This window comes from Nonomuraea ferruginea (genome assembly GCF_039540635.1).
Lineage (GTDB): Bacteria > Actinomycetota > Actinomycetes > Streptosporangiales > Streptosporangiaceae > Nonomuraea > Nonomuraea ferruginea.
Genome location: NZ_BAABFD010000001.1, coordinates 587,156 through 605,894 on the forward strand (window position 1 = coordinate 587,156; position 18,739 = coordinate 605,894).

The 18,739-nt window shown below is 72.2% G+C and carries 19 protein-coding genes; 16 read left to right on the forward strand and 3 right to left on the reverse strand.

What is annotated here, in order from left to right; genetic code table 11:
- The first annotated feature begins 23 nt into the window (after positions 1–23).
- The 7 genes from ABD999_RS02555 (at position 24) to ABD999_RS02585 (ending at position 7,316) form a co-directional block, all read left to right on the forward strand.
- Entirely contained in the window at positions 24–257 is a 234-nt protein-coding gene (locus tag ABD999_RS02555) for a hypothetical protein (protein ID WP_271278303.1), read from the forward strand.
- A gap of 4 nt (positions 258–261) precedes the next feature.
- Positions 262–1,995 carry a fumarate reductase (quinol) flavoprotein subunit gene (frdA, locus tag ABD999_RS02560; protein ID WP_271278302.1) on the forward strand — a complete coding sequence of 578 codons (1,734 nt, stop codon included), beginning with the start codon at positions 262–264 and terminating at the stop codon, positions 1,993–1,995.
- Positions 1,988–2,713 (forward strand): succinate dehydrogenase iron-sulfur subunit, encoded by a 726-nt coding sequence (gene sdhB / locus ABD999_RS02565; protein WP_148030584.1) that lies wholly within the window; start codon positions 1,988–1,990, stop codon positions 2,711–2,713. The genes frdA and sdhB overlap by 8 nt, the downstream gene beginning before the upstream one ends.
- The gene (locus ABD999_RS02570) at positions 2,710–3,093 is read left to right on the forward strand and encodes a fumarate reductase subunit C (RefSeq protein WP_271278301.1); all 384 of its coding nucleotides are present in this window, start codon (positions 2,710–2,712) and stop codon (positions 3,091–3,093) included. The genes sdhB and ABD999_RS02570 overlap by 4 nt, the downstream gene beginning before the upstream one ends.
- The gene (locus ABD999_RS02575) at positions 3,090–3,431 is read left to right on the forward strand and encodes a hypothetical protein (protein ID WP_219545417.1); all 342 of its coding nucleotides are present in this window, start codon (positions 3,090–3,092) and stop codon (positions 3,429–3,431) included. The genes ABD999_RS02570 and ABD999_RS02575 overlap by 4 nt, the downstream gene beginning before the upstream one ends.
- A gap of 120 nt (positions 3,432–3,551) precedes the next feature.
- Positions 3,552–6,299 carry an immune inhibitor A domain-containing protein gene (locus ABD999_RS02580; RefSeq protein ID WP_271278300.1) on the forward strand — a complete coding sequence of 916 codons (2,748 nt, stop codon included), beginning with the start codon at positions 3,552–3,554 and terminating at the stop codon, positions 6,297–6,299.
- Positions 6,300–6,377: 78 nt separating this feature from the next.
- Positions 6,378–7,316, forward strand: a complete 939-nt coding sequence (locus ABD999_RS02585; protein ID WP_148030588.1) for a diacylglycerol/lipid kinase family protein — start codon at positions 6,378–6,380, stop codon at positions 7,314–7,316.
- A 7-nt stretch (positions 7,317–7,323) separates the two neighbouring features.
- Here ABD999_RS02585 and ABD999_RS02590 read toward each other — a convergent pair whose 3' ends face one another.
- Positions 7,324–8,073 (reverse strand): SWIM zinc finger family protein, encoded by a 750-nt coding sequence (locus ABD999_RS02590; RefSeq protein WP_271278299.1) that lies wholly within the window; start codon positions 8,071–8,073, stop codon positions 7,324–7,326.
- Between the two features lies 1 nt (position 8,074).
- Positions 8,075–10,975, reverse strand: coding sequence for a DEAD/DEAH box helicase (locus tag ABD999_RS02595; RefSeq protein WP_271278298.1), 2,901 nt, complete (start codon positions 10,973–10,975; stop codon positions 8,075–8,077).
- A gap of 113 nt (positions 10,976–11,088) precedes the next feature.
- On the opposite strand from ABD999_RS02595, the gene ABD999_RS02600 reads away from it, so the two are divergent.
- The 9 genes from ABD999_RS02600 to ABD999_RS02640 all read left to right on the forward strand — a co-directional run bounded on the left by ABD999_RS02600 (position 11,089) and on the right by ABD999_RS02640 (position 17,409).
- A complete protein-coding gene (locus ABD999_RS02600; protein WP_219545421.1) occupies positions 11,089–12,132 on the forward strand; it encodes a questin oxidase family protein in 1,044 nt (347 codons plus the stop codon).
- A 22-nt stretch (positions 12,133–12,154) separates the two neighbouring features.
- Positions 12,155–12,319 carry a hypothetical protein gene (locus ABD999_RS02605; protein ID WP_187281066.1) on the forward strand — a complete coding sequence of 55 codons (165 nt, stop codon included), beginning with the start codon at positions 12,155–12,157 and terminating at the stop codon, positions 12,317–12,319.
- A 132-nt stretch (positions 12,320–12,451) separates the two neighbouring features.
- Entirely contained in the window at positions 12,452–12,832 is a 381-nt protein-coding gene (locus tag ABD999_RS02610; protein ID WP_148030592.1) for a phage holin family protein, read from the forward strand.
- On the forward strand, positions 12,829–13,605 hold the full coding sequence (locus ABD999_RS02615; RefSeq protein WP_148030593.1) for a DUF3618 domain-containing protein: 777 nt from the start codon (positions 12,829–12,831) through the stop codon (positions 13,603–13,605). The genes ABD999_RS02610 and ABD999_RS02615 overlap by 4 nt, the downstream gene beginning before the upstream one ends.
- A 1-nt stretch (position 13,606) precedes the next feature.
- Positions 13,607–14,542: a YihY/virulence factor BrkB family protein gene (locus ABD999_RS02620; protein ID WP_271280226.1), complete on the forward strand. Its 936-nt coding sequence runs from the start codon at positions 13,607–13,609 to the stop codon at positions 14,540–14,542.
- A gap of 50 nt (positions 14,543–14,592) precedes the next feature.
- Entirely contained in the window at positions 14,593–15,006 is a 414-nt protein-coding gene (locus ABD999_RS02625; RefSeq protein WP_148030595.1) for an HIT family protein, read from the forward strand.
- 3 nt (positions 15,007–15,009) lie between these two features.
- Positions 15,010–16,188 carry a sensor histidine kinase gene (locus tag ABD999_RS02630; protein ID WP_271280225.1) on the forward strand — a complete coding sequence of 393 codons (1,179 nt, stop codon included), beginning with the start codon at positions 15,010–15,012 and terminating at the stop codon, positions 16,186–16,188.
- 33 nt (positions 16,189–16,221) lie between these two features.
- Positions 16,222–16,971 (forward strand): LytR/AlgR family response regulator transcription factor, encoded by a 750-nt coding sequence (locus ABD999_RS02635; protein WP_148030597.1) that lies wholly within the window; start codon positions 16,222–16,224, stop codon positions 16,969–16,971.
- Positions 16,972–17,028: 57 nt separating this feature from the next.
- A complete protein-coding gene (locus ABD999_RS02640; protein ID WP_219545426.1) occupies positions 17,029–17,409 on the forward strand; it encodes a hypothetical protein in 381 nt (126 codons plus the stop codon).
- 39 nt (positions 17,410–17,448) lie between these two features.
- Here ABD999_RS02640 and ABD999_RS02645 read toward each other — a convergent pair whose 3' ends face one another.
- Entirely contained in the window at positions 17,449–18,642 is a 1,194-nt protein-coding gene (locus ABD999_RS02645; RefSeq protein ID WP_271280224.1) for an RNA-guided endonuclease InsQ/TnpB family protein, read from the reverse strand.
- Between the last annotated feature and the right edge of the window lie 97 nt (positions 18,643–18,739).

Consider the following 18,739-nt stretch of genomic DNA (forward strand, 5'->3'; position numbering starts at 1 on the left):
TCGCCTGTCTAAGGAGATCGGCGATGACCGGCACCAAGATCCCCTTCACCCCCGAGACGGCCCCCTGCGGGAGGAAGTCGGGAGGCGAACGCCTCGTCGACGACGACGGCTACGGCCTCGTCATCCGCGACCAGTTCTTCGACTGCGGCTGCCGCCGGATCCGGCACGAGTACCACGACGGCAGCATCCACCTGTCCGCCGTCCGCCACGACGGCAGGCGGGTGAAGGACCCGATCCAGCCCGACCGCGGGAGCTGATCGCATGATCGACGTGCTCATCGTCGGGGGCGGCGGGGCCGGCCTGCGCGCCGCGCTCGCGGTCGCCGAGACCGACCCGTCCCTGACCGTGGCCGTGCTGTCCAAGGTGTATCCGATGCGCAGCCACACGGTCTCCGCCGAGGGCGGCGCCGCCGCGGTGATCGGCGCCGGCGACAGCCTGGACGAGCACTGCTACGACACGATCTCCGGCGGCGACTGGCTGTGCGACCAGGACGCGGTGGAGGCGTTCGTGGCCGAGGCGCCCCGCGAGCTCATCCAGCTGGAACACTGGGGCTGCCCGTGGAGCAGGGAGCCCGACGGGCGGGTCGCGGTGCGCCCGTTCGGCGGCATGAAACGGCAGCGCACCTGGTACGCGGCCGACAAGACGGGCTTCCACCTGCTGCACACGCTCTTCCAGACCACCCTGAAATATCCCGACATCGTGCGATACGACGAGTGGTACGTCACCCAGCTCATCGTCGACGACGGCCGGGTGCACGGCGTGGTCGCCGTCGAGATGAGGACCGGCCGCGTCGAGGCGATCCCCGCCAGGACCGTGATCCTGGCCACCGGCGGCTGCGGCCGGGCCTTCCCGTTCACCACCAACGCGACCATCAAGACCGGCGACGGCATGGCGCTGGCCTACCGGGCGGGCGCGCCGCTGAAGGACATGGAGTTCGTCCAGTACCACCCCACCGGGCTGCCGTTCACCGGCATCCTCATCACCGAGGCGGCCAGGGCCGAGGGCGGCTGGCTGATCAACAAGGACGGCTACCGCTACCTGCAGGACTACGACCTGGGCCGGCCCACCCCCGCCCCGAAGCTGCGCAGCATGGAGCTGGGCCCGCGCGACCGGCTCTCCCAGGCGTTCGTCCACGAGCAGCGCAAAGGGCGCACGGCCGACACCCCGTACGGGCCCGTCGTCTACCTAGACCTGCGCCACCTCGGCGAGGACAAGATCGACGCCCGCATCCCGTTCGTGCGCGAGCTCTGCCGCAGCTACCAGAACCTCGACCCGGCCACCGACCTCATCCCGGTCCGTCCCGTCGTGCACTACATGATGGGCGGCGTGCACACCGACCTCGACGGGGCCACCCCGGTCGCGGGGTTGTACGCGGCGGGGGAGACGGCCTGCGTGAGCATCAACGGCGCCAACCGGCTCGGCTCCAACTCGCTGTCGGAGATCCTCGTCTTCGGCAGGCGGGCCGGGACCGCCGCCGCCGAGTTCGCCCGTACCCACCGCGAGGGCGAGCCGCCCGCGGTGCGCAGCCAGGGCGACGACGAGCGGCGGCGGCTGACCCGCGCCCGCGAGGGCCGCGCGAACGGCGAGCGCGTCGCCGTCCTGCGCGAGGAGATGCAGCACACGCTGGAGGGCGCGGCCGGCATCTACCGCGGCGGCGACGTGCTGGCCAAGGCCGCCGACACCCTCGCCGAGCTGTGCGAGCGGGCCCTGAAGGCGCGGGCCGACGACACCAGCGCCGTCTTCAACACCGAGATGATCAACCTGCTGGAGCTGCGGGCCATGCTCGACGTCGCGCGGACCATCGTGGCCTGCGCGCTGAACCGGCAGGAGTCGCGCGGGGCCCACCAGCGCACCGACTTCCCCGTCAGGGACGACGGCGCCTTCCTGGCGCACTCGCTGGTCCACCGCGCCCCCGACGGCACCCCCTCGGTGGGGCTGCTGCCCGTCACCATCACCCGCTGGCCCCCAGGGGAAAGGGTCTATGGCCGTGACTGAGTCGATCCGGCTGGAGGTCGCCCGGTACCGCCCCGGGCAGGACGCCGAGCCCGTGTTCGCGTCGTACGAGGTGCCGCTCATGCCCGACTGGGCGGTGCTCGACGGGCTCACCTACGTCAAGGACCGGCTGGACGGCACGCTGTCGTTCCGCTGGTCGTGCCGGATGGGCATCTGCGGGTCGTGCGGCATGACCGTCAACGGCGAACCCCGGCTGACCTGCGGGACCTTCCTCACCGAGTACGGGGACGGACCGGTCAGGATCGAGCCGCTCAAGGGGTTCCCGGTCATCAGGGACCTGGTGGTGGACATCGAGGACTTCCTGGCCAAGCTGTCGTCGGTGCGGCCGTGGCTGGTCAGGGAGGGCGAGGAGCTGCCGCTGACCGCCGAGTACGCGCAGACCCCGGCGCAGCTCGACGCCTACAAGCAGTACAGCATGTGCATCAACTGCATGCTCTGCTACTCGGCCTGCCCGGTGTACGTGCTCGACCCGGACTTCCTCGGGCCCGCGGCGATCGCGCTGGCGCAGCGCTACAACCTGGACTCGCGCGACATGGACGACCGGTTCGACGTGCTGAGCCAGGAGGACGCCGTCTGGGGGTGCACGTTCGTCGGCGAGTGCACGAACGCCTGCCCCAAGCACGTCGACCCGGCCGAGGCCATCCAGCGCTACAAGCTGACCGCCGCGCTCCGCTCGGTGCTGCCGTGGAGCCGTCGATGACCGCGCCCTACGTACGCGGCCGCGACCGGCTCTGGTTCGCCCGCTCGCGGCGCTACACGATCTTCGTGCTCCGGGAGCTGACCAGCGTGTTCGTGGCCTGGACGGTCGCGTACCTGCTGCTGATGATCGCCGCCCTGACCGGCGGCGGGTACGCGGGCTTCGTCGCGCTCGCCGGGCAACCGTGGATGATCGCGGTCAACGTGGTGGCGCTGGCCGCGACCTGCTTCCACGCGATCACCTTCCTCAACCTCGCGCCCAAGGCCACGGTGGTGCGGCTGGACGGCTGGCGGGTGCCCGCCTGGATGATCCAGGGCGGCAACCACTCGGCCTGGCTGCTGGTCTCCGCGGTCGTCGCGTACGTCGTGCTGAGGTCGCCATGAGACGCGTGCTGGAACCGTACCTGTGGCTGCTCTTCAGCGGCGGAGGCGTGGTCGCCGCGCTGCTGCTGCCGGTGCTCGTGCTGCTGTTCGGCGTGCTCATGCCGCTGGGCGTGCTCGACTGGCCGTCCGCCGCGCACCTCGCGGGCGCGCTCGAACCTCTGCCGGTGCGGGTGGCGCTGGTGGCGGTCGTGGCGCTCTGCCTCTTCCACGCCGCGCACCGGATCCGCCACACCAGCGAGGAACTGCTGGGCCTGGCCCGGTTCGATCTGCCGATCGCCGTGGTGTGTTACGGCGGGGCACTGGGGGGTGCCGCCGTCGCGGCATGGCTGCTGTGGTGAATGTCCTGGTTTCGTGATATTTCGACCCGCGACTTTACGCCGAGTTTATCCGGGGTCTACCGTCCGGCTTGCGAAACCCTCCGGCCATCGCCCGGCGACCCCGGGCAGAAGGGGTACTCGGTGTCCCGAAAGACGCGCCTCTTAGCCACGATCCCGGCAGTAGCCCTGCTGGGCGCCACCCTCACGGCGCCCACCGCGCAAGCGTCCTCCGTGGCGCGCTACGAGCCCGGTCCGTCCGACTTCTACATCAACTACGCCCCGCCCAGGGACGAGGCCACGCCCGAGGAACCGGGCGCGCCGGGCGGTGACAAGCGCTCACGGTCGCGGGCACGGGAGATCGACCAGAAGCACAGCCTGGGCAACCCGGCGGCCGCCCGGGTGCTCGCCGCCCGCGAGCAGGAGGCCCTGAGGACCGGCCGCAACCCCGCCGACTTCATCTTCAAGAAGACCAAGCAGACCAGGACCGCCAAGCTGCTGACGCTGCTGGTCGAGTTCAACGAGAACGCCGACGACGACTTCTCCGGTTACAACCGGCTGCGAACCGTCGACAGCGCCCCCGACGACTGCCTCGTCGAGCCGGCCGGCACGCTCAAGAACGGCCCCCTGCACAACAACATCCCGGACCCGGCCACGCTGCCGAACAAGGACAACAACTCCTTCTGGGTCAAGGACTTCAGCCCCGAGCACTTCAACAAGATGCTCTACACCGACAAGGGCATCACCGAGCGCGTACGCAAGGACCTGAAGGACCCCCGCGACGGCAGGCCAGGCATCGACATCTCCGGCTTCACGCTGAAGAAGATGTACGAGGAGATGTCCAAGGGCGCCTACTCCGTCACCGGCTCCGCCGTCGGCTGGATCAAGGCCCCGCACTCCGAGGCCTGGTACGGCGCCGCGGCCTGCGGCGGCAACCCGCAGGACATGTCCGGCCACCCGGACAACCCGCTCGGCGCCGGCCAGCTCGCCATCGACGCCGTCGACGTGCTGGCCCAGACCCAGCCGGACTTCCCCTGGGCCGACTACGACCTCGAGGACGTCTCCGACGCCGACGGCGACGGGAACTTCGCCGAGCCCGACGGCGTGATCGACCACCTCGTGCTGGTCCACGCCGGCAAGGACAAGTCCTCCGACGGCGGCGCCGAGGGCACCTACGCCATCTGGGCCCACTCCAGCGCGGTCGCCGGCGGCTACCAGGTGCCCGGCACCGACATGAAGATCTCCAACTACATCGTGCAGCCCGAGGACTCCGGCGTCGGCGTCTTCGCCCACGAGTACGGCCACGACCTCGGCCTGCCCGACCTGTACGACACCTCCGGCGCGGGCAGCTCCGCGGTGGACTTCTGGGACCTGATGTCCAGTGGCTCCCACTCCGGCCCGATCTTCCAGTCCATGCCCACGCACATGGGCCTGTGGGACAAGTGGGTGCTCGGCTGGGCCAACCCGAAGGTGTTCGACCCGGGTGACCGCAAGAGCCTGGTCACCGTCGGCCAGTCCTCCCGCACGCCGAAGCTCACCCAGGACGGCGTCCGGGTGAACCTGGCCTCCGAGCCGCTCAAGATGGTCGACCCGCACAGCGGCGGCAACGCCTGGTGGTCCGGCATGGACCAGGAGTGGGCGAACGTCTCGGTGGGCCGCGACATCGACGTGCCCGCCGGGTCCGACGTGCGGTTCTGGATGTGGAACAACTACGAGATCGAGTCCGACTGGGACTTCGGCTTCGTCGAGGTGTCCACCGACGGCGGCTCGACCTGGGCCCAGCAGAAGGTCTTCGACGAGGCCGGCGACGAGATCACCACGCCCGACGACTACCCGGACCCGAACAAGAACCTCGCCACCTTCGGCGACAAGAAGTACGGCATCACCGGTGACACCGGCGGCTGGCGGCACGACTACGTCGACCTGACCCCGTTCGCCGGCCAATCGATCAAGCTGCGGCTGACGTACAACACCGACGCGGCCTTCACCCCGCGCGGCTGGCACGCCGACGACTTCGAGCTCACCAGCGACGGCGCCACCGTGTGGAGCGACGACGTCGAGGGCGGCGAGAACGGCTGGCGGGCCACCGGCGGCACCTTCACCAACACCAGCGGCCAGGGCTGGACGATCAACAACGGCGAGCGCGAGATCCAGCGGTTCTACCTCGCCGAGTGGCGCAACTTCGACGGGTTCGACAAGGGCCTGCAGTACGCCTACGACACCACGTACTCGCGTGACGGGGCGTGGAAGGTGGAGAAGGTCAAGTACAACGCGCCCGGCCTGCTGGTCTGGTACCGCGACTCGACCTACACCAACAACGTGCTGGTGAACAACCTGGAGGCGGCGCCGAGCATCGGCTCCAAGGGCACCCTGCTGCTCGTCGACTCCCACTTCGACCCGCTGCGCCGCACCGGCGAGGCGGCCGCGAAGGACCCGACCAGGCACAAGAACATGGAAGGCCGCACCCAGACGTCCAACGCGGCGTTCTCGTTCAGGAACACCTACCCGCTCAAGGAGTGCCTGGAGGCGCCGGACGAGCCGTTCAGCGAGTACTGCACGCAGATCGGCGGGCTGAAGGGCGTCAAGGAGTTCACCGACGCCAAGACCTGGTACCCCGGCCTGGAGGTCCAGGACGGCGGCCTGTTCTACCGGGACTTCGACGCCTCCACCGTCGTCCCGTCCAAGGGCGACCAGCCGTACAGCACCCGCGTGGTGAACGTGGACGGCGCCCCGGCCACCGAGTACTACGGCCTCGACATCGGCGGCGGCCACGTGCTCGGCTCCGGTAACCCGGGGGACGAGGGCAAGGCGCTGGGCGTGGGGATCAAGCTGATCAGCCCGCTCCCCGGCGACCTCGGCGCCATCGTCCAGGTGACCCCGCCGAAGAAGTAGATCAGGCGGGTCGCGAGCCCCTGTCTTCACACGGTCGCCGTGCGAAGGCAGGGGCTTCTGGACCTACGATTGATGACCATGAGCGAACTGCGCACCAAGGCCGAGCACACCGCGGCGATCCTCAAGGATCGCCGTGTGGCAGTGGTGATCAACACTCGCTCACGACGCGGCCGCCGCCACTACTTCGAGGTGATCGAGCAGGTCCACGAGCTGGGCTTCGAGCCGCTGGCCGAGATCGGCGTCTACAACCCGAAACGGCTGCGCGAGCTGCTCGACACGGCCCTGGCGACGGGGCCCGACCTGCTGATCGTCGGCGGCGGCGACGGCACGCTCTCCTCCGCCGTGCGCCACGTCGCCCACCGCGACGTGGCGCTCGGCGTCCTGCCGCTCGGCACCACCAACAACTTCGCCCGCAGCCTCGGCCTGCCGCTCGACCTCTCGGGCGCGATCCGGGTGTTCGCCACCGGCAAGGTGGCCGACATCGACCTCGGCATGGCCGACGACCGGCCGTTCGCCAACCTGGCCAGCTTCGGGGTGTCGGTGGAGGTGGCGGGCAAGGTCAGGCCGTGGCTGAAGCGGTGGGTGGGCCGGCCCGCCTACCCGCTGACCGCGCTCACGATCCTGCCCGGCCACCGCCCGTTCCGGGCCTACATCACGGTCGACGGGCAGCGCCACGAGCTTCTCACCCACCAGCTCAACATCGCCAACGGCCGCTTCCACGGCGGCTGGCAGGTGGCCCGCGACATCAGCATCGACGACGGCATGCTCGTCGCCTACCAGCTCGGCTCGGGCAAGAAGCTGCGGCTGCTGGTCGAGACGCTCGCCCGCGCCACCACGGGCCGGTGGCGGAGCCTGGCCGGCGGCCCCTTCGTGACCGGGCGGGAGATGCTGCTGGAGACCGACCCGCCGATGGCCGCCGACGTCGACGGCGAGGTGCGGCTCCGCACCCCGATCAGGCTCCGCGTGGTGCCCAACGGCGTACGCGTCATGGTCCCGGCTGACTTCGAGGACCGCTGACCCCGGCTCACTCACCCAGCCGGCGGTAGGCGACGCCGAGCGGGGCGGCCAGGTCCGCGGGCGGCGGGAAGAGCCGGGGGAGCAGGTCCGAGCCCGCCGGGCGGCGCTCCGGCGGGTGCGCGCTGCCGCCCGGCGTGTAGAAGTCCGCCAGCCGCTCCGCGAACGGCACGTCCGCCACCGCCGGGACGCCCGCGGCGGGCCGGGCGGCGAGCGAGCCCAGCAGCTCCGCGCGCCCCCGCCCGCGCCACGCCAGCACCAGGAACGGGTCCTCGTCGAACGACTCCGCCAGCAGGTACAGCACCGCCGACACGTGCTTGCACGGGAACCCCCAGTCGGGACACGAGCAGTCCATGCCGAGATCGCGCGGGAACAGGTCGACGCCGACAGAGGCGAACAGCTCCTCGATCTCCTCCGGCATCTCCCCGGCCAGCAGCTTGGCCCGGTAGACCGCCTGCTCGGCGATCGCCGACTCCAGCGTCTCCCAGCGGTCCTCGCCGTACGCCTCGATCGCGATCGTCACCTCGTACGGGGTGCGCCGCGAACCCTGCACGGCGGCCGACACCAGGCCGGGCGACAGGTCGATGGACAGCACCTGCCCGGCTCTGGCGTAGCCGCGCCCGCGTGAGAGCCTGCCCCGGTCGCAGACGCGCTCCAGGATGTCGATGAACCGCCGCGACCACCACGCCGACCCGATCGAGCCGCGCCTCGACCGGGCGCGGAGGCCGCCCTCGACCTTGATCGGGGTCCCGTACCGCATCTCAGGCCACCGCCTCCGAAGTCAGCCGGAACACCTCGCGCAGCTCCCGCGTCGACAGGTCCGTCAGCCAGTCCTCGCCGGTGCCCACCACCCGCTCGGCCAGCGCCTTCTTGCGCTCCATCAGCTCGTCGACCCGCTCCTCCAGCGTGCCGGCGCAGATCAGCTTGCGGACCTGCACGTTCTTGCGCTGGCCGATGCGGAAGGCGCGGTCGGTGGCCTGGTCCTCGACGGCCGGGTTCCACCAGCGGTCGACGTGGACGACGTGACTGGCGGCGGTCAGGTTGAGCCCCACGCCCGCCGCCCTGAGCGACAGCAGGAACAGCATCGGCTCGCCGTCCTCCTGGAAGCGGTCGACCAGCCGGTCGCGGGCCTTCTTCGGCAGGCCGCCGTGCAGCCAGAGCACCGGCCGGTCCAGCCGCCGCGCCAGGTAGGGCTGGAGCATGGCGCCGAACTCGGTGTACTGGGTGAACACCAGCGCCTTCTCGCCCTCGGCCAGGATCTCCTCGGCGAGCTGCTCCAGCCGCTGCAGCTTGCCCGACCTGCCGGCCAGCCTGGAGCCGTCCTTGAGCAGGTGGGCCGGGTGGTTGCAGACCTGCTTGAGCTTGGCCACGGTCGCCAGCACCAGCCCGCGCCGCTCGATCCCCTCACTGCCGTCGATCTTGCCCAGCATGTCGTCCACGACCGCCTGGTAGAGCGACGCCTGCTCGGTGGTGAGCGGGCACCACTCCTTGATCTCCAGCTTCTCCGGCAGGTCGCTGATCACCGACTTGTCGGTCTTGACGCGCCGCAGGATGAACGGCCCGGTCGCCCGTCTGAGCGCGTGCGCCGCCTCCTCGTCCTGCCGGGCCTCGATCGGCTCCTGGAACCGCTCCCTGAACCCGGCCCGCGTCCCCAGCAGCCCCTGGTTGGCGAACTCCATGATCGACCAGAGCTCGGCCAGGTGGTTCTCCACCGGGGTCCCGGTCAGCGCCAGCCGCTGCGCCGCCGGGATCGCCCGGACCGCCCTGGCCTGGAGCGTGCCGCTGTTCTTGATCGCCTGCGCCTCGTCGCACACCACCCGCCGCCAGGAGACCTCGCGCAGCGCCTCCAGGTCCCGCTGCGCCGTGCCGTACGTGGTGAGGACCAGGTCGGCGCCGGCGATGAGCGCGGGGTCGCGGCCGGGGCCGTGGTGGGTGTACACGCGCAGGCCCGGCGCGAACCGGGCCGCCTCCCGCTGCCAGTTGCCCAGCAGCGACATCGGGCACACCAGCAGCGTCGGCCCCGTCCCCTCGTGGACCAGCAGCGCCAGGGTGGTGATCGTCTTGCCCAGCCCCATGTCGTCGGCCAGGATCCCGCCCAGCCCCAGCTCCGACAGGAAGCTCAGCCAGGCCAGCCCCCGCTCCTGGTACGGGCGGAGCGTCGCGTCGATGCCCGCGGGCGTGCCGATCGGCCGCAGCCGCCGCTCCGCCTCGCCGGACAGCAGGTCGCCGAGCACCCCGTCGGCGTCCACCTCCAGCAGCGGCAGCTCGCCGTCGCCCCGGACCACCTGCCGCAGCAGGTCGGCCGCCGGGGCCTCACCGGCCCGCTCGCCGCCGACCACCCGCAGCGCGGCCGCCAGCTGCCGTTCGTCCAGCTCCACCCACCGGCCGCGCACCCGGACCAGCGGCACCTTCAACCGGGCCAGCTCGGCCAGTTCCTCCTCGCCGATCGTCTCCCCGGCCACGGCCAGGTCGACCCGGAAGCCGACCAGCTCGCGCAGCCCCAGCCCCTGCCCGGCCACCGCCCCCGGGTCCTTGCTCCTGGCCGTCACCTTCAGCCCCAGCCGGTTCCGCCCGGCCCAGCGGGGGAGCAGCACCCCGAACCCGGCGGCCTGCAGCAGCGGCGCCGCCTCCCTGAGGAACCCGAACGCGCCCGCGGTGTCGAGCACCAGCTCGCCCGGCTCGGCCACGCGCAGCGCCCGCTCCAGCTCCGGATAGAGCCGCACCGCCCGGCCGAGCCCGGCCAGCAGCTCCCGCTCCGCCGCCGGCACCCCGGCCACCGGCTCCCCGCGCCACACCCGCACGGCGGGCACGTACAGGCTCGGGTCCTCCACCCCCTGCAGAGCCAGCTCCACCCGCCACCCCGCGTCGAGGTCACGGTCGGCCTCGTCCTCCTCGACCGGCTCGACCAGCCGGAAGCACACCCGCGCGGCGCCCTCGGCGCTCACCACCGTCTCGCGCCACCGGTCCAGCTCCTCGCGCAGACCCGGCACGTCGGGGCACGAGCCGTCGGGGCCGGTCAGGGCGGCCAGCCACCGCTCGCGCGCCGTCACCGCCCGCTCGACGAGCGGCTCGGGCAGCGCCTCACGGACCAGCGCGTCGGTGAACGCCCCGAGCGCCTCCCACAGCACCTCCCCGGACGGCCGCTCCACCTCCGAGGTACGGGACGCGGGCGGCATCGCCAGGGCCAGCTCCCTGAAGTACGCCGCGTCACCCCGGGTGACCACCGGCTCCCAGACCGCACGGCAGGCGCCGCCGGGAGCCGCCACCAGCCGCGGGACCACCCGGCCGCGCCGTACCAGGTCGCGGGCGAACCCGGCGGCGGCCGCCCAGTGACGGACGGTGGCGCTGCCGTCGCAGGCGTCCACCACCCGCAGGGCGGCCGAGACGGGCGGCACCACGGCGGGCACCCGCCACACCCGCAACCGGGGCCGCGTCGCGGTCGCGGGCCGCCCCGTCTCGGGCGAGGGCATCGGCTCCTTCGCCGTCCCGGGCAGCAGCAGCGCCAGCTCCGGCTCGTCCCCGCCGTCGACGCCGAGCGCCTCCCGCAGCGCGGGGACCGGCGCGGCGAACGGATGCCGGCCGGGCCCGCCCGCAGCCCGCGCGGGCTGCTCCGCCCAGAAGGCCAGCCCTTCTCCCGCCCACACCCCGTGTACGACCAGCACCCCGGCAGGTTACCCGCCGGAGCTCCGGCGATCCGTCATAGGACGAACGGAGGAGGGCGCCTAGGTCCATGGACCGAGGCGCGGCGGGGGCGGGCGGGGCTAGCGTCGGGTGCATGGACGACAGCGGCACCCTGGAAGAGGCGTTCGAGCGGCTGCACCGCACCGGCCCCGAGTTCGACGGCTGGCTGAGCAACCACGGCCCGATGGCGGTCGAGTCGATGGTCAGGCGCGGGCACGCCCGCGAGGTCCACCGCTGGCTGGACGCCTACACCGCCCGCCTGGAGGAGGCTCCCGGCGGCACCCGCGCGATCGGGGACGACTGGCGCGAAGCGCTGGGCGACCCGCGACGGCTCGGCGACTGGCTGCGGTTCTTCGAGCGGGAGACGAAGGAACGGCCGTGGCGGGCCGTGCTGGAGGAGTGGTGGCCGCGGCTGCTGCCCGGCATCGCGGCCGGGGCGACCCACGGCGTCATCCGCACCGGCCACGCGGTCCACGCCCTGCTGGAGCTGGAGGACGGGCCGCGGCTCGCCGAGCTGGGGCAGGCGCTCGGCTACTGGGCGGCACGCTGGCAGCCCGTGGCCGGAGCGGCCCCGCCGTCCGGCACGGAGACGCCGTCGGGCGCGCTGGCCGGGGTGCCGCGGGTGGCCGACCAGAGCCGGGACATCGACCACCGGCTCCGCCAGCTCGCCGGCACCGGCGGCTGGGAGCCGTCGGTCGCCGCGCTGGCCCCGGCCTCGGGCGCCGGCGAGGCCAGGGACCGGCTCGCCGCGCTGGCCGACGCCGCCACCCTGCGCTATCTCACCCACGCGCACGGCTCGCCCGTCATGCTGATCCACTCGGCGACCGCCCCCACGGCGGTGCTCCGCACGCTGCCCGCCCTGCCCGCCTCCCTCTGGGTGCCGAGCCTCGACGCGGCGTGGGCCGCCGCCGCCGCGGTCACGGCCGCGTACGGGCCCGCGGGGCCGGTGACCGGGCGGGAGCTGCCCGCCGCGCCCGGCTCCGCGCAGGAGGCGTTCGACCGGGCCGTCGCGCACGGCGACGAGCACGTGATCAAGCTGGCCGACACCGCGCTGGACGTGTACGAACGCACCGCCGACCCGGACGCCCTCGCGGCGGTCGTGCGCGCGTCCCGCTCCATTCAGCCGCTGAAAGCGTGATGCCCGGTTGTACAGTGGAAGTATGAATCCTCCCGGATCGTGGTGTGAGCGGCCCAAGCCGCAGGCTCCCTCGTGCGAGCTCCCCTCTCCGTGGAGCAAGCCGAAGCAGCCCGCCAACTGGTGCGAGGCGCCCGCCTCGCCCGTCGTACGGGTCGTCGGCTTCCTGCTGCGCGCCGCCAAGCGCTGAGAGAGCCCGCGCGGCCCGAGCGGTCGCGCGGCTTCGCGCTGCCCGGAATCCGCGCTGATCACCGGCCTGAAGGGTCGTGATAGAAGGCGGTATAGGTGGGTAGGCGCACTCCTCGACGGAGGAGGCGACGTCGTGAACGACACCCAGAAACTAGTCAGCGATCTGTCCGAGCAGGTCTCCCGGCTCGTCAGGGACGAGCTCCGGCTGGCCAAGCTCGAACTCACGCGCAAGGGCAAGCGCGCCGGCCTCGGCGCCGGCATCGTGGGCGCCGCGGGCATCGTCGGGCTCTTCGGCGGCGCCGTGCTCGTGGCGGCCGTCGTGATGCTGCTCGCGCTCGTCATGCCCGCCTGGCTGGCGGCCGCGATCGTGGCCGTGGTGCTGCTCGCGACCGCGGCGGTGCTGGGCCTGGCCGGCAAGAAGCAGGTCCAGCAGGCCACCCCGCCCGTTCCCAGGGAGACGATCGCCAGCGTGAAGGCCGACATCGGCGCGGTCAGGGAGGGAGCACACCGATGAGTGAGACGAACCCGGGATACTCCGACGACCAGTACGCGGGCGACGTGGGTTCACGCAGGGCGACGGTCGGCACCCCGACTGACCCCGAATCCATCAACGTGCCCGTCACACGCGGCGGCGCGGCCGAGAACGCGCACGAGGCGGAGCTCCGCCGCGAGCCGCACGAGACGTTCATCCCCGAGGGGCCGGAGCCGGACGACCGCGCGGAGGCGATCCACTCCCGCGCCGTGGAGGAGGAGTCGCTGCGCGGCGGCGGCACGCGGGTCCCCGAGTCGACCACTCCCTACCAGGACCGGGGCTCCATCGCGACGCCGCTCACCGACCGCGCGCGCCGGGCCGCCGTGAGCGGCGACGAGGAGGAACAGGTCCGCGAGAGCATCAGGGAGACCCGCCGCGAACTCGGCGAGACCGTGAGCGCGCTGGCCCACAAGGTGGACGTCAAGAGCCGGGCGGCAGAGGCGGCCGAGTCGGCCAAGGAGCGCGCCGCCGCGATGGTCGGCACCGCCAAGGCCAAGGCGGCCGAGATGAGCGGCACGGCGAAGGCCAGGGCCGGCGAGATGGGCGGCACCGCGAAGACCAGAGCGGCCGAGATGGGCGGGACCGCCAGAGTCAGGGCGGCCGAGATGTCCGGCAGGGCACTCGAACTGAAGGACAAGGCACGGGAGAACGCCGCCGGCAACGACTACCTGCGGCCGGTCCTGGGATTCGCGGTCGCCGGCGCGGTGGTCGCGCTGATCCTCCGCCGTGCCGACCGGCGCCGCCGGGGTCTATGACGTGACACCCCCCGAGACCCCCGCCGAGCTGACGGGCCGGTCCTGGTGGCGCGTCGTCAGGCGCACGGCCGTGGAGTTCAAGAACGACCGCGTCCAGGACCTGGCCGCGTCGCTCACCTACTACGCGGTGCTGTCCATCTTCCCCGCCCTGATCGTGTTCGTGTCACTGCTCGGCCTGTTCGGCCAGCAGAACGCGAGCACGCTCTTCGGGAACGTGGTCACGCTGGCCCCCGCCGAGGTGCGCGACCTGCTGACCCAGGGCCTGCAGGGCGTCCAGCAGGCGAGCCGGCCGGGCCTGGCGGCGATCCTCGGCCTGGCCGTCGCGCTGTGGTCCTCGTCCGGTTACATCGCGGCGTTCATCAGGGCCTGCAACGAGATCTACGACATCGACGAGGGCCGCCCGTTCTACAAGCTCACCCCGCTCCGGCTCGGCCTCACGATCATGCTGATGGTCCTGCTGGCCGCCGCCGCCGTCGCGGTCACGCTGACCGGCGACCTGTCCCGCCTCGCCGGTGAGGCGCTCGGCCTGGGCGAGACCGCGGTGACCGTCTGGAACGTGGCCAAGTGGCCGGTGCTCGCGCTGATCGCGGTCGGCCTGATCATGGTGCTGTACTGGGCCGCGCCGAACGTGCGCCAGCCCGGGGTGCGCTGGCTGACGCCCGGCGGGCTGCTGGCGGTCGTCCTGTGGCTGATCGTCTCCACCGGTTTCGCCGTGTACGTGGCCAACTTCGGCTCCTACAACAAGACGTACGGGACGCTCGCCACGGTCGTGGTCTTCCTGATCTGGCTGTGGCTGTCGAACATGGCGCTGCTGTTCGGCGCCGAGCTGGACGCCGAGCTGATCAGGGAGCGCCGGGTGGCCGAGGGGAAGCCCGCGGAGCAGGAGCCGTACGCCGTCCCCAGGGACCCGCCGAAGCCCGATTCGCTGCCCGGGTGACCGTGCGGAGACAGGCGACCCCGGCGACGGCCGTGGAGTAGGGTGCGCCGGTGAGCACCGATCTGTTCTGCGAGATCATCGCCGGGGAGCGGCCCGCCACCCTGGTCCACGAGGACGAGGTGGCCGTCTCGTTCCTCGACGCCCGCCCGGTCTTCAAGGGCCACGTGCTCGTCGTGCCGCGGGCGCACATCGAGACGCTGGCCGACCTCGCCGACGTCGGCCCCTTCTTCGACCGGGTCCGCGCCATGGCCGGCGCCGTCGAGGAGGGCCTGGGCGCGGGCGGCACCTTCGTCGCGATGAACAACCGCGTCAGCCAGAGCGTCCCCCACCTGCACGTGCACGTCGTCCCGCGCAACCCCAAGGACGGCCTGCGCGGCTTCTTCTGGCCGCGCACCAAGTACGCCTCCCCCGAGGAGGCGCAGGACTACGCCGGACGCGTCGCCGGCGCGCTCACCGCGGGCTGAGCCGTGGAGCTCCTGGTCGGCATCGCGGTCGTGGCGGCGATCGTCGCCGTGCCCGCGATCGTGCTGTGGCGGGTCCTGCGCGGCCGGCGCGAGCTCGGCACCAGCCCGGCCGAGCGCGCCACGTTCGAGACCCTGCACACGGCCTCGCTCGCCGGCCCGCCGCTGCGCGCCGGCCTCACCGCCGACGGCGCCGACCGCGCCTCGCGCCACCTGCGCCGGCTGCTCGGCTCGCCCGCGCTGGCGATCACCGACGGCGAGCGGCTGCTGGTGTACGACGGCGAGGGCGAGCACCACGCGGGGGAGGCGTTCGAGCACGCCCGCGCGACGCTCGAAGACGGTCGCACGCAGGTGCTGAGCATCTCCTGCGACCTGCTCGAATGCCCGATCAGGCAGGCCGTGGTGGTGCCGCTGACCACCGACGACCGGGTCGTCGGCACGCTCGCCGCCTACGGCCAGCACGCCTCCGCCGGGCTGGTCCGCGCCGCCCAGGAGGTGGCGGGCTGGGTCGACTCCCAGCTGGAGCTGGCCGAGCTCGACCGCTCCCGCACGCTGCTGATGGAGGCCGAGGTGCGGGCGCTGCGCGCGCAGATCTCGCCACACTTCATCTACAACTCCCTCACCACGATCGCCTCGTTCGTCCGCACCGACCCGGAGCGGGCCAGGGAGCTGCTGCTGGAGTTCGCCGACTTCACCCGCTACTCCTTCCGACGGCACGGCGAGTTCACCACGCTCGCCGAGGAGCTGCGCTCCATCGACCGCTACCTGATCCTGGAGCGCGCCCGCTTCGGCGACCAGCTCCAGGTGACGCTGCGCATCGCGCCGGAGGTGCTGCCGGTCGCGGTGCCGTTCCTGTGCCTGCAGCCGCTCGTCGAGAACGCCGTCCGGCACGGCCTGGAGAGCAAGGACGGCGTCGGCCGCATCGCGATCATGGCGGAGGACGCCGGCGCCGAGTGCCGCATCAGCGTCGAGGACGACGGCCTCGGCATGGACCCCGACAGGCTGCGGCGCATCCTCGCAGGTGAGATCATGCCGGCGGGCGGCGTCGGGCTGGCCAACGTCGACCTGCGGCTGCGTCAGGTGTACGGCGACGAGTACGGGCTGGTCGTCGAGACGGGCCGCGGAGCGGGCACGAAGGTCAACGTCAGGTTGCCGAAATATCACCCAGGCGTCTCAGCCCGTTGACCTGGATCTTTGTTGTCGGTTTTATCACTGTACATGGCGCAACTTCGGGTGCTCGCGGTGGACGACGAACTTCCCGCCCTGGAAGATCTCTCCTACTTGCTCCGCGCCGACCCACGGATCGGCGAGGTGGCCACCGCCCGCGACGGGGCCGCCGCGCTGCGCCTGCTGGACCGGGCCATCGCCGAAGGCCGGCCGATCGACGCGGTCTTCCTCGACATCAGGATGCGCGGCCTCGACGGGGTGGTGCTGGGCAGGCTGCTGTCCCAGTTCGCCAACCCGCCGCGGGTGGTGTTCGTGACCGCGTACGAGGAGCACGCCGTCGACGCCTTCGAGATCAAGGCCGAGGACTACCTGCTCAAACCCGTGCGCCCGGAACGCCTGGCCGAGGCGATCAGACGGGTCGCGGTCTCGGCCGACGTGCCCGTCGACGGCGCCGAGACCGACACGATCCCGGTCGAGCTGGGCGGCGTGACCCGGTTCGTGTCCAGTGCCGACGTCATCTACGTGGAGGCGCACGGCGACTACGCCCGCCTGCACACCGCCACCGGCAGCCACCTCGTGCGCATCCCGCTGGCCACGCTGGAGGAGCGGTGGGCGGCGGCCGGGTTCGTCCGCGTGCACCGCAGCCACCTGGTCGCGGTCAAGCACATCGTCGAGCTGCACATCGACTCCGGCCGGTGCACGGTCCGCGTCGGTGACACCGAGATCCCCGTCAGCCGCCGCCACACCCGTGAGCTGCGCGACCTCCTCGTCCGCCGAGCCCGGCGGCACAGGCCCGAATGAGCCGCGCCAGGGAAGGGGAGATCCTATTGAGCCACTGCCCCAGGAGACGTCAGACCTGTGAGCCCTGAACCCCGTCCCGGCCGCCGGGTGGCGGTCACCAGCCCCCACACCGCCGCCACGCGCAGACCCCGCTTCCCGGCGACCCGGGAGATCGACGAGCAGACGGACCTCGGCGAGGTCTACATGCGCTCGCTGCTGCGCACCCAGTTCCGGCTGGCCATGTTCGTCTGCACCGTGCTGGCCTGCGTGGTGTGCGGGCTGCCGCTGCTGTTCCTGCTCATCCCCGAGCTCGCCGAGGTCGACGTGCTCGGGATCCCGCTGCCGTGGGCCGTGCTGGCAGGGCTGATCTACCCGGCCTTCGTCATCGGGGCCTGGCTCTACGTGCGCCAGGCCGAGCGCAACGAGCGCCACTTCGCCGACCTGGTCGACCGTCCTTGACATCCTCCCCGTGCTGAAGCACGTGGATTCCAACCGCAACTACCCCACGAGGAGGAGGTCGCGTTGAGGTTCGCGGTGCACCGGCCCGGCAACCCGTGGCCCTTCCCGCGCGGACACGGCATGCCCTGCCGCGTATGCGATGTTCCTGGCCGCGTTCACATCGGCGTTGCCGGCGTATCCACACGATCGGCACCGGTAACGCGCTTGGCTCTCACGCGCTTCCCGGTCCACGATCCCGCACGCCGAGCACCGCTGACTCGTGTACGCGGGGCTGACCTTCACCACCCGCCCGGGCGCCTTGTGTTCCAGGCGTCGGACGAGACGGCCCCATCCGGCGGCCATGATCGACCGGTTCAGCCCCGCCTTGGCCCGGACATTGCGCCCGGGCGCTTCGACGGTGCCGCGCGCCGACCGGGTCATGGCGCGGATCTTCAGGTCTTCGACGGCGATTACGTCGAACCGCCGGGCGAGGCCCGTACTGACCTTCTCCACCCAGTCCTTGCACCGGTCGCTCTCACGCGCCTTCACCCGGGCGATGGCGGCCTTGACCTCTGCACGTCGGTTCGATCCGCGCCTGGCCCTGGCGAGCTTGCGCAGCAGCCGCCGCAGTCGTGCCTTCTCCGTGTCGCGCAGCGCGGGAGCGTTCAGCATCTCTCCGGTGGACAAAGCGGCCGACACGGCCACACCCCGGTCCACGCCGGCGACCTCGCCCGTAGCCGGCGCCGGGACGGGATCGGGGATGGCGGCGAACGCCACATGCCAGCGACCCGCGCGGTCGCGGGTAACGCGGTACGACTTCACCTCGTCAGGGACGGCGCGCGACCAGCGGAAGCGGATCCATCCCACCTTCGGGACCTTCACCTCGCCCACGTGCCGAGACAGGCGGCGCACATCACCCGCTTTGACGGCGACGATCCGGAACCCCTCACCCCGCCCACGCCTGCGCCATGCCGGACGCCGATGGGTGCCGCCGAAGTAGTTCGCCATGGCCTGCGCGAAGTCCTTCAGCGCCTGCTGCTGAACGATGATCGACCCGGTGCGCAACCACGCGAACGCTGCCCGCGCCTCGATCAACTGGCGGCACTGCTCGGCGAACCCCGGCGCGGACTTACGTCCCGGCTTCCAGCAAGCGTGCTGCTCAACCGCGAGATTCCACACATACCGGGCGTGCCTGCAATGCTCCAGCAGTGCCTGCTCCTGGGCGGGCGAAGGCTGGAGCCGGTAACGGGACACGCCGATCAAACTACCGACCGCCACCGACAAAACCGGGAGACCACCGCGTCCGGCCGTTCCGGCTTTCCTCCCCGCCCTGAACGACGGGGCCTCCAGC